The 8,193-nt window shown below is 70.8% G+C and carries 10 protein-coding genes; 1 reads left to right on the forward strand and 9 read right to left on the reverse strand.

The window, feature by feature from the left end; genetic code table 11:
• Positions 1 to 35: 35 nt before the first annotated feature.
• The 6 genes from kdpA to IH45_RS0134890 all read right to left on the reverse strand — a co-directional run bounded on the left by kdpA (position 36) and on the right by IH45_RS0134890 (position 5,258).
• A complete protein-coding gene (gene kdpA, locus IH45_RS0134860) occupies positions 36 to 1,712 on the reverse strand; it encodes a potassium-transporting ATPase subunit KdpA (RefSeq protein ID WP_030678094.1) in 1,677 nt (558 codons plus the stop codon).
• An 8-nt stretch (positions 1,713 to 1,720) separates the two neighbouring features.
• Entirely contained in the window at positions 1,721 to 1,810 is a 90-nt protein-coding gene (kdpF, locus tag IH45_RS1000000145960) for a K(+)-transporting ATPase subunit F (protein ID WP_003982525.1), read from the reverse strand.
• A 331-nt stretch (positions 1,811 to 2,141) separates the two neighbouring features.
• Entirely contained in the window at positions 2,142 to 3,170 is a 1,029-nt protein-coding gene (locus IH45_RS0134875) for a hypothetical protein (protein ID WP_158813362.1), read from the reverse strand.
• Between the two features lie 201 nt (positions 3,171 to 3,371).
• Positions 3,372 to 4,145: a DUF3710 domain-containing protein gene (locus IH45_RS0134880; RefSeq protein ID WP_030678099.1), complete on the reverse strand. Its 774-nt coding sequence runs from the start codon at positions 4,143 to 4,145 to the stop codon at positions 3,372 to 3,374.
• 1 nt (position 4,146) lies between these two features.
• Positions 4,147 to 4,668, reverse strand: coding sequence for a dUTP diphosphatase (dut, locus tag IH45_RS0134885; protein ID WP_030678101.1), 522 nt, complete (start codon positions 4,666 to 4,668; stop codon positions 4,147 to 4,149).
• Positions 4,665 to 5,258, reverse strand: a complete 594-nt coding sequence (locus IH45_RS0134890; RefSeq protein ID WP_030678104.1) for a PaaI family thioesterase — start codon at positions 5,256 to 5,258, stop codon at positions 4,665 to 4,667. Before IH45_RS0134890 ends, dut begins: the two co-directional genes overlap by 4 nt.
• Positions 5,259 to 5,316: 58 nt before the next feature.
• On the opposite strand from IH45_RS0134890, the gene IH45_RS0134895 reads away from it, so the two are divergent.
• Positions 5,317 to 5,760, forward strand: a complete 444-nt coding sequence (locus tag IH45_RS0134895) for a DUF3093 domain-containing protein (RefSeq protein WP_030678107.1) — start codon at positions 5,317 to 5,319, stop codon at positions 5,758 to 5,760.
• A 220-nt stretch (positions 5,761 to 5,980) separates the two neighbouring features.
• Here IH45_RS0134895 and IH45_RS0134900 read toward each other — a convergent pair whose 3' ends face one another.
• The 3 genes from IH45_RS0134900 to IH45_RS0134910 all read right to left on the reverse strand — a co-directional run.
• Positions 5,981 to 6,817 (reverse strand): hypothetical protein, encoded by an 837-nt coding sequence (locus tag IH45_RS0134900; RefSeq protein WP_030678110.1) that lies wholly within the window; start codon positions 6,815 to 6,817, stop codon positions 5,981 to 5,983.
• Positions 6,818 to 6,832: 15 nt separating this feature from the next.
• On the reverse strand, positions 6,833 to 7,135 hold the full coding sequence (locus IH45_RS0134905; protein WP_003982531.1) for a DUF4193 domain-containing protein: 303 nt from the start codon (positions 7,133 to 7,135) through the stop codon (positions 6,833 to 6,835).
• Positions 7,136 to 7,694: 559 nt separating this feature from the next.
• The coding region (locus IH45_RS0134910; protein WP_030678112.1) for a sensor histidine kinase at positions 7,695 to 8,193 on the reverse strand (499 nt) is incomplete at its 5' end.

Genomic DNA, 8,193 nt, shown 5'->3' on the forward strand with positions numbered 1-8,193 from the left:
TGCGCCGTTGTGCCGTGCGCCGTTTACGTCGGTGGTCATGACAACCCCTCCGCGATCGGGCCGAGCGCCAGCGCCGGGAAGTACGTCAGACCGGTGATGATCAGGATCGTGCCGACCAGCAGCCCCGCGAAGAGCGGCTTCTCGGTACGGAGCGTGCCGGCGGTCTCCGGGACCGGCTTCTGCCCGGCGAGCGAGCCGGCCAGCGCCAGGACGAACACCATCGGCAGGAAGCGGCCGAGCAGCATCGCCAGCCCGATCGTGGTGTTGTACCAGGGGGTGTTGGCGTTCAGGCCGCCGAAGGCCGAGCCGTTGTTGTTGGCGCCGGAGGTGAAGGCGTACAGCACCTCGGAGAAGCCGTGCGGCCCCGCGCCCAGCGCCTTGGTGTTGAGGATCGAGCCGAGCGCGTCCGGCAGCACCATCGAGGCGGCGGTGAAGCCGAGCACCAGCGTCGGGGTGATGAGGATGTAGCAGGCCGCGAGCTTGATCTCGCGGGTGCCGATCTTCTTACCCAGGTACTCGGGGGTACGGCCCACCATCAGGCCCGCGATGAACACCGCGATGACGGCCATCACGAGCATGCCGTACAGGCCGGAGCCGACGCCGCCGGGCGCGATCTCGCCGAGCATCATGCCCAGCAGCTGGATGCCGCCGCCGAAGGCCGTGAAGGAGTCGTGGAAGGAGTCCACGGCGCCGGTGGACGTGAGGGTGGTGGCGACGGAGAAGATCGACGAGCCGCCGATGCCGAAGCGGTTCTCCTTGCCTTCCATCGCCGCGCCGGCCGCCTGGAGCGCCGGGCCGCCGTGCGCGAACTCGGTCCACATCATCAGGGCGGTGAAGCCGAGCCAGATGACGCCCATGGTGGCCAGCACCGCGTAACCCTGCCGTACGTTGCCGACGAGCCGGCCGAAGGTACGGGTCAGCGCGAACGGGATCACCAGGATGAGGAAGATCTCGAAGAGGTTGGTGAAGCCGTTCGGGTTCTCGAAGGGGTGGGCCGAGTTGGCGTTGAAGTAGCCGCCCCCGTTGGTGCCCAGCTCCTTGATGACCTCCTGCGAGGCGACCGCGCCGCCGTTGGTCTGCTGGGTGCCGCCCATGAACTGCCCGACTTCATGGATGCCGGAGAAGTTCTGGATGGCACCGCACGCGACGAGGACGAGCGCGCCGATGACGGCGATCGGTATCAGCACCCGCACGGTGCCGCGTACCAGGTCCGCCCAGAAGTTGCCCAGGTCGCCGGTACGGGTGCGGGAGAAGCCGCGTACCAGAGCGATCGCGACGGCCATGCCGGTCGCGGCCGAGACGAAGTTCTGCACCGCCAGACCGGCCGTCTGCACGACGTGGCCCATGGCCTGTTCGCCGCTGTACGACTGCCAGTTGGTGTTGGCCACGAAGGACGCGGCGGTGTTGAACGCCTGGTCCGGGCTGATCGAGGCGAAGCCGAACGACAGCGGCAGGCTGCCCTGCAGGCGCTGGAGCAGGTAGAGGAAGAGCACTCCGGCCAGGGAGAAGGCGAGGATGCCGCGCAGGTACGCGGGCCAGCGCATCTCGGTGTCCGGGTTGGCGCCGATGCAGCGGTAGATGATCTTTTCGACGCGCAGGTGCTTGCGGGAGCTGTACGTGGCGGCCATGTGGTCGCCGAGGGGGCGGTACGCCAGGGCGAGCGCGGCCACGAGCGCGATGAGCTGGAGCACGCCGGCCAGGATGGGGCTCATAAGGACGCTCAGAACCTCTCCGGGAAGACGAGGGCGAGGACCAGGTAGCCGAGCAGGGCGACGGCGACGATCAGACCGACGACGTTCTCGATGGTCACAGCCTCGTCACCCCCTTGGCGACGAGCGCCACCAGCGCGAAGACCGCGAGCGTGGCGACGACGAAGGCCACGTCGGCCATCGTGTGCTCCTAGTGGGATCGGTGGAACTGACCCCTAGAGCAAACCCCCAACCCGACCGTTTCCGACCACCGTTGACGCCTCCCTTACGGCCATTAGCACCGCATTGACGATTCCCATACGCTTCCTGCGCTGACCTGCAAAAACAGCGACGGGCCGCACTCCTTGGGAGGGAGTGCGGCCCACCGGAGCGCCTGATTCCAGCCGCAGGGAGGGGCGCGCGGGCCGGTTTTCCAGCCGAAGACGGAGCGCGTCAGCCGGACCAGACGGAGCGCATCAGAGCTCTCCGCTCCGCCGGTGCCGCTGCGCGCACGAAGACGCCCGACTCTTCGCGCTGTATGCAGTCGATGCCGTAGCGGTGGAGAAGCAGGAGGTCGTCGTGCGCGACGGGGGCCGGGAAGAGGCCGCTCAGCCGGTCGGGGCGCCGGGGGCTGTGCGGCGCGTAGTCCAGCAGCTGGGCGAGGGCCTGCCGTACGTACTGGTGCGACGCGGCGCTCTTGGCCTCTATGACCTCGGTGCCCTCGTCGTCCGAGAGATACAGGTCGCTGACGCCGGACGGGCAGAAGAAACGGCCAGCGTCCTTGCGGCCCGTGGCGGCGAGGTGGTCCTTGTAGGCGGCGACCAGCCTGGCCTCCTTCCGGTCGACCACGATCAGCCGTCCGGTGCGCTCGTACGCCGTCCCGAAGGTCCTGTTCTGCTCGGCCGCGGCCATCCGTACGGCCGCCCGGCTCGCGGGGTCCGGCCGCTGCGCGGGCCCAACAGCCCGGACCTGCTCGACGCTTGAGGCGATCATGAGTTCTTCGAGAACCGTACGTGCCCGGTCGTCGGGAAAGACCCTCTGCCCCGGGAACACGTACGTCGGCTCGTAACCGAGAGCGGCGTTCAGATCTCGGTACGGGATATCCGTGTCCGTCAGGTCGAGCAGGGTGTAGACGGTGTGCCAGCTCGGAGCGCTTTCGTCCGGAGGCGGCCACAGCAGGTCGGCCAGCTCCCGGTTCCGAAAGATCACGCCGATTTCCGCCACCGCGCGGACCCGGTTGCCGCCGGTGAACAGGACGACGTCCCCAGGGACGACATCACGCATCTTCTTGTCGTGGCTCGGCACGGCGCCCCAGAACCGGGCCCGGCCCTCGGGGTGGACCGCCAGCAGCCGGCTGTGCTGCTCATCCGTCAGCGTGCGGGCGTAATGGCTGTCCACGAAGGGCACCGGCTGCTCGACGGTGTCCGCCCAGTGCTTGCGCGACGCGGCCTTCCCGTAGGAAGGCGAAATCAATAAGTGCACTTGTGCGCATCCTCCATGCGGATGTGGGGACAGCAGTGTGTCCCTCAGAGACCAGGAGGAAGCCCGGTGCCGTCCGAGCCCGACCGGCCCCACGCGAGGTGTTGTCCCTGGCCTTCGCGTGCCCCCTCCACAACAGCATTCGTTCCCGGAGCCGCCGGGGCCCCGGGAACGACGTCGTGCGGCGCGTCCGCCGTGGTGGCGTCAGCGGATCTCGGTGATCTCCGGGCCCCGTTCCAGGCGCTCCACGCCGCCGCCGAAGCGGGAGGTTTCGGCGGATTCCTGCTGGACGCCGTCGGGGACCATCTGGGCGTCGTCGGGGAGCTTGAGGACGATGGGGTCGCGGGGGGCCATGGGGGCCTCGCCGCGGACGACCACGGTGTCCTGGAAGATGTGCTCCAGGATGCCGGCGGCCTCGGGCTGGACCGCGCCCTGGCCGGAGATGACGCCGCGCAGGAACCAGCGCGGGCCGTCGACGCCGACGAAGCGCACGACCTGGACGCCGTTGGTGCCGTCCGGGAGCTGGACGGGGACCTGGGCGCGCAGTTCCCAGCCCAGCGGGCCCTCGACCTCGTCGACGACGCCGCCCTGCTGGGTGATGCCCGCGCCGATCTCCTCGCGGACCTCGCCCCAGATGCCCTCCTTCTTGGGAGCGGCGAACGCCTGGAGCTGTACGGCGCTGTCCTGGAGGACCACGGTCGCGGCGACGATGGCGTCGCCCGCGACCTCCACGCGCAGTTCCATGCCTTCCACGCCGGGCACGAACAGGCCGCCCAGGTCGACCCGTCCCTCGGCGGGGTCGGAGACCTCGGAGAGGTCCCAGGGGCCGTCGGGCCGCGGGGCGGGCGGCAGGTTCACGCGCCGCTCCTCCTCGGCGGGCCCGGCTGCCTCGTCCGCGGAGTCCGAGGCCGTCGCGTCGGCGTCCGCCGCGCGGGCCGGCTCTGCGGGAGCCTCGTTCTTCTTGCGACGTCCGAACACGTCACTGTCCTTCCCGGTCGGCACCGACCGATGCGTATCCATTCCCACCCGTGGAGCCGTCCACCGCCGCATGACCGCCGGTGGAACCGAATCCCCCCTCGGCCCGCGCCGAGCCGGGAAGTTCCGCCACCTCGTGGAAGCGCACCTTCTCGACCTGCTGGACGACCAGTTGGGCGATCCGGTCGAACCTCTCGAACCGCACACTGTCGCGCGGGTCCAGATTGACCACGATCACCTTGATTTCCCCACGGTACCCGGCATCCACCGTCCCGGGGGCATTCACGAGCGCCACTCCGCAGCGGGCCGCCAGGCCCGAGCGGGGGTGCACGAACGCCGCGTACCCGTCGGGGAGGGCGATGGACACCCCGGTGGGGAGCACCGCCCGCTCGCCCGGCGCGAGTTCCGCCGCCTCGGTGGTCACCAGGTCGGCACCGGCGTCACCGGGGTGCCCGTAGGCGGGCAGCGGAACGTCCGGGTCCAGACGCCGGATCAGCACATCCACCGGGTTGCGTACCTGACTCACGGGTTCACCTCAAAAGCACGAGCTCGCCTGACCTGGTCCGGATCGGCCATCGCGGCCTGGATCTCGGCCGGCCGTCCGTTGTCGATGAAGTGGTCGATCTTCACCTCGATGAACACCGCGTCCGCGCGGACCGCGACCGGGCCCTCGGGCCCGCCGATGCGGCCCACCGCCGACGAGTAGATCTTCCGGCCGTGGACGGCGGTTATCTCCGCGTCGAGGTGCAGGACCGTACCGACCGGCACGGGCCGCCGGAAGTCGGTCTCCAGGCGGCCGGTCACCGCGATCACCCGCAGCAGCCAGTTCAGCGCGCCCAGCGTCTCGTCCAGGGCGGTGGCCAGCACGCCGCCGTGCGCCAGGCCCGGCGCGCCCTGGTGGGCCTCCTTGACCGTGAACTCGGCGGTCACCCGCACGCCCTCCTCGGCGCGGGCCTGCAGCTGCAGCCCGTGGGGCTGCGCGTCGCCGCATCCGAAGCAGTGGCCGTAGTGCGCGCCGAGGAGTTCCCCGGGCGCGGGGGCGTCGGGGTGCCGCACCGGGGCGACGGCGTCGGCCGGTGGCGTCAGCCGCGTCGGGGCCTTGTCGGTTCCACTCACGAGTGCAGACCCTACCCGCGCGGCCAACCGGCCCGCGCCGCCGTGCCAAGCTGGAGCCATGCAGTCGTACGAAGAACGCCTCACCGCGCCCCGCTCCTGGTGGGTGATCGCCGGCCTGATCGGCGTGGCCTGTGCCCTGATGCTGCTCCCGCTGGGGACGCTGCCGATGCTCGGCGGGCTGATCGGCGGCGCGGCACTGGCCGCGGTGGCGGTCAGCTCGTACGGCTCGGTGCGGATCCGCGTGGTGGGCGACTCGCTGATCGCGGGCGACGCCCGGATCCCGGTCTCGGCGCTGGGCGAGGCGCAGGTGCTGGACGCGGAGGAGGCGGTGGCCTGGCGTACGCACAAGGCCGACACCCGCGCGTTCATGCTGCTGCGCAGCTACGTACGGACCGCGGTACGGGTCGAGATCACCGACCCGGAGGACCCGACTCCGTACGCCTACCTCTCGACCCGCGATCCGGAGCGCCTGGTGGCCGCGCTGGCGGCCGTACGGGCCTGAGCCGCCCCGGGGGAAGGCGGCGCGGCGGCCGGGGCGTCACCGTGCGTGCAGCGGCCTTTTCGGGGGCGTGCGGGGAGGGCTCCGGGGAGCGCCGGGAAGGGCTTCGGCGGGGCGGCGGCGTCACGGCCGTCGTCGGGAGGGTCTGAAGGCGCTGCGGGAAGGACCTGGAGGCGCTACGAGGCGCTACGAGGTGGCCCTTAGCGGGAAGCCCGGGCGGCTCTCAGCGGGCGGCGCGCGGCGGCAGGGCCGTCGTCGCGGGTTCCGGCAGGGCGTCCCAGGGCACCTGCTTGGTGCGCAGGTCCGCGCGGACCTTGTCCGCGAGTTTTCTGGTGTCCCGCCGGTTCATGAACGCGCCGACCGCGGCGCCGACCATGAACGGGGTCAGGTTCGGCAGGTTGCGCAGCGTGCGCTTCATGATCTGCTGGCGCAGTTCGCGCTTCATCTGGCCGCCGAGCGCCGCGTTGAGCGTCGTGGGCCTGGTGACGTCGATGCCGCGCTCCTCCGTCCACGCGGTCAGGTAGGCGGTGCTGCGCTGGGTGAGGTTGCCGGGCGGACGCAGGCCGTAGACCTCGTGGAGCTCGGCGACGAGCTTGATCTCCATGGAAGCCACGCCGACCACCTCGGCGGCCAGCTCGGCCGGCATGGCGGGCGGCACCGGCAGCATCGCCGCCGCGCCCACCCCCGCGCCGACGGTGGCGGTGCCCCGGGCGGCTCCGACGACGAGCTTGTCGGCCAGTTCCTCGGGGGTCAGGCCGGGGAACTGGCGGCGCAGCGTCGCCAGGTCGCGGACCGGGATCCGCGGGGCGTTGTCGATGATGCGCTCGGCGACCGCCGACAGGCCCTTGCGGGCGCCCGCGCGGCCCTTTCTGGCGCCGCGGCCCACAGCCGCCGCGAGCGAGGCCGCGCGGCCTCGCTCCTCCACTGCACCGGTCGTCCGCTCCGCGGGGAGGGCGGTCGGGTCGGCGGGCACGGGCGCGGTTTCGTCACGTGAGCGTGCGCCGGCCGCCGGGCCTTCCTCGCCCTTGCGTCCCTTACGGAACGGGTTCACGCCTGCCACGGCGTAGTCCGGTCCTCAGGCCGCGCAGTCGCGGCAGATCGGCTGGCCGTTCTTGTCCTCCGCGGCCAGCTGGCTGCGGTGGTGGACCAGGAAGCAGCTCATGCACGTGAACTCGTCCTGCTGCTTGGGCAGCACCCGGACGGCGAGCTCCTCGTTGGAGAGGTCGGCGCCGGGCAGTTCCAGGCCCTCGGCCTGCTCGAACTCGTCGACGTCGACGGCCGAGGCGGACTTGTCGTTCCGCCGCGACTTCAGTTCTTCGATGCTGTCCTCGTTGAGGTCGTCATCTGTCTTGCGTGGGGTGTCGTAATCCGTAGCCATGTCGCTCTCCCCCTCTGGGTGTCTGCGGTGTCTCCAGCGCACGTAACGCGTGAGAGGCCGGACTTGTGCCCGACCTGAGGCGGAGATTTTGCCTCACATCAAGGTCTGTTACTCAATCGACACCCAACCGCACCCCTGAAGAGGTGATCGGTTTGGATGGCGATCAGGACCGTACACGGTCCGAATGTCGCACCTCGCGCACGCCATCACGTGTACTTCCCGTGATCAAGGGCCTGGGAAACCCGGATTTTCCCGGCCTTCCGCCGACCGAACCGATCACGGAGAGTGGATGGCCCGAACCCCGCGCCTGTGAGGGATCACACACGAACGGGCCGTCGGGCGGACCGTAGGAATTCAGCGCAAAGCGAACTCGGCGAAGGATCCATGGCCGCCCACCGTCCCGTCAAGCCGGGGCGGCTGCTGTGCGGAGGGCGACCAAGGGTGCCAAGAGACCGGGTCCCGGGTCAAAACGGACAGTCCGACCGGGGGCCGGGGCCGCGGCGCCCGCCCCGCCCGGCGGCTCACACACCGGCTCTCACACCGGCTCCCACAGCGTCTCTCACACCGGCAGGACGACGCGCATCTCCAGGCCGCCGCCCTCGCGGGGCGTCGCCGTGATGGTGCCGTCGTGGGCGCGCACCACGGACCGCACGATGGACAGGCCCAGGCCGACGCCCTTGTCGCTGCCGGTGCGCTCGGTCCGCAGGCGACGGAAGGGCTCGAAGAGGTTCTCCACCTCGTACGCCGGGACCGCCGGGCCGGTATTGGTGACGACCAGCACCGCGCAGCCCTGCTGCGGCTCGGTGGTCACCTCCACCCAGCCCTCTTCGGCCACGTTGTAGCGCACCGCGTTCTGGACAAGATTCAGGGCGATGCGCTCCAGCAGCACCCCGTTGCCCTGGACGAACGCCTGCTGGCGCACGCCGCGGATCTCCACGCCCTTGGCCTGGGCCTCGGCGCGGGCCTGCTCCAGGGCCTGGGAGGCGACCTCGGCCAGATCGACCGGCTTCTTGTCCACGATCTTGTTCTCGCTGCGGGCGAGCAGCAGCAGGCCCTCG

It is taken from the genome of Streptomyces rimosus subsp. rimosus, assembly GCF_000720725.1.
GTDB lineage: Bacteria > Actinomycetota > Actinomycetes > Streptomycetales > Streptomycetaceae > Streptomyces > Streptomyces rimosus_A.

Bases quoted from the DNA above. Each gene is read 5' to 3' on its own strand.
- kdpA (WP_030678094.1), bottom strand. From the start codon at position 1,712: ATGAGCCCCATCCTGGCCGGCGTGCTCCAGCTCATCGCGCTCGTGGCC.
- IH45_RS0134895 (WP_030678107.1), top strand. From the start codon at position 5,317: ATGCAGTCGTACGAAGAACGCCTCACCGCGCCCCGCTCCTGGTGGGTG.
- IH45_RS0134905 (WP_003982531.1), bottom strand. From the start codon at position 7,135: ATGGCTACGGATTACGACACCCCACGCAAGACAGATGACGACCTCAAC.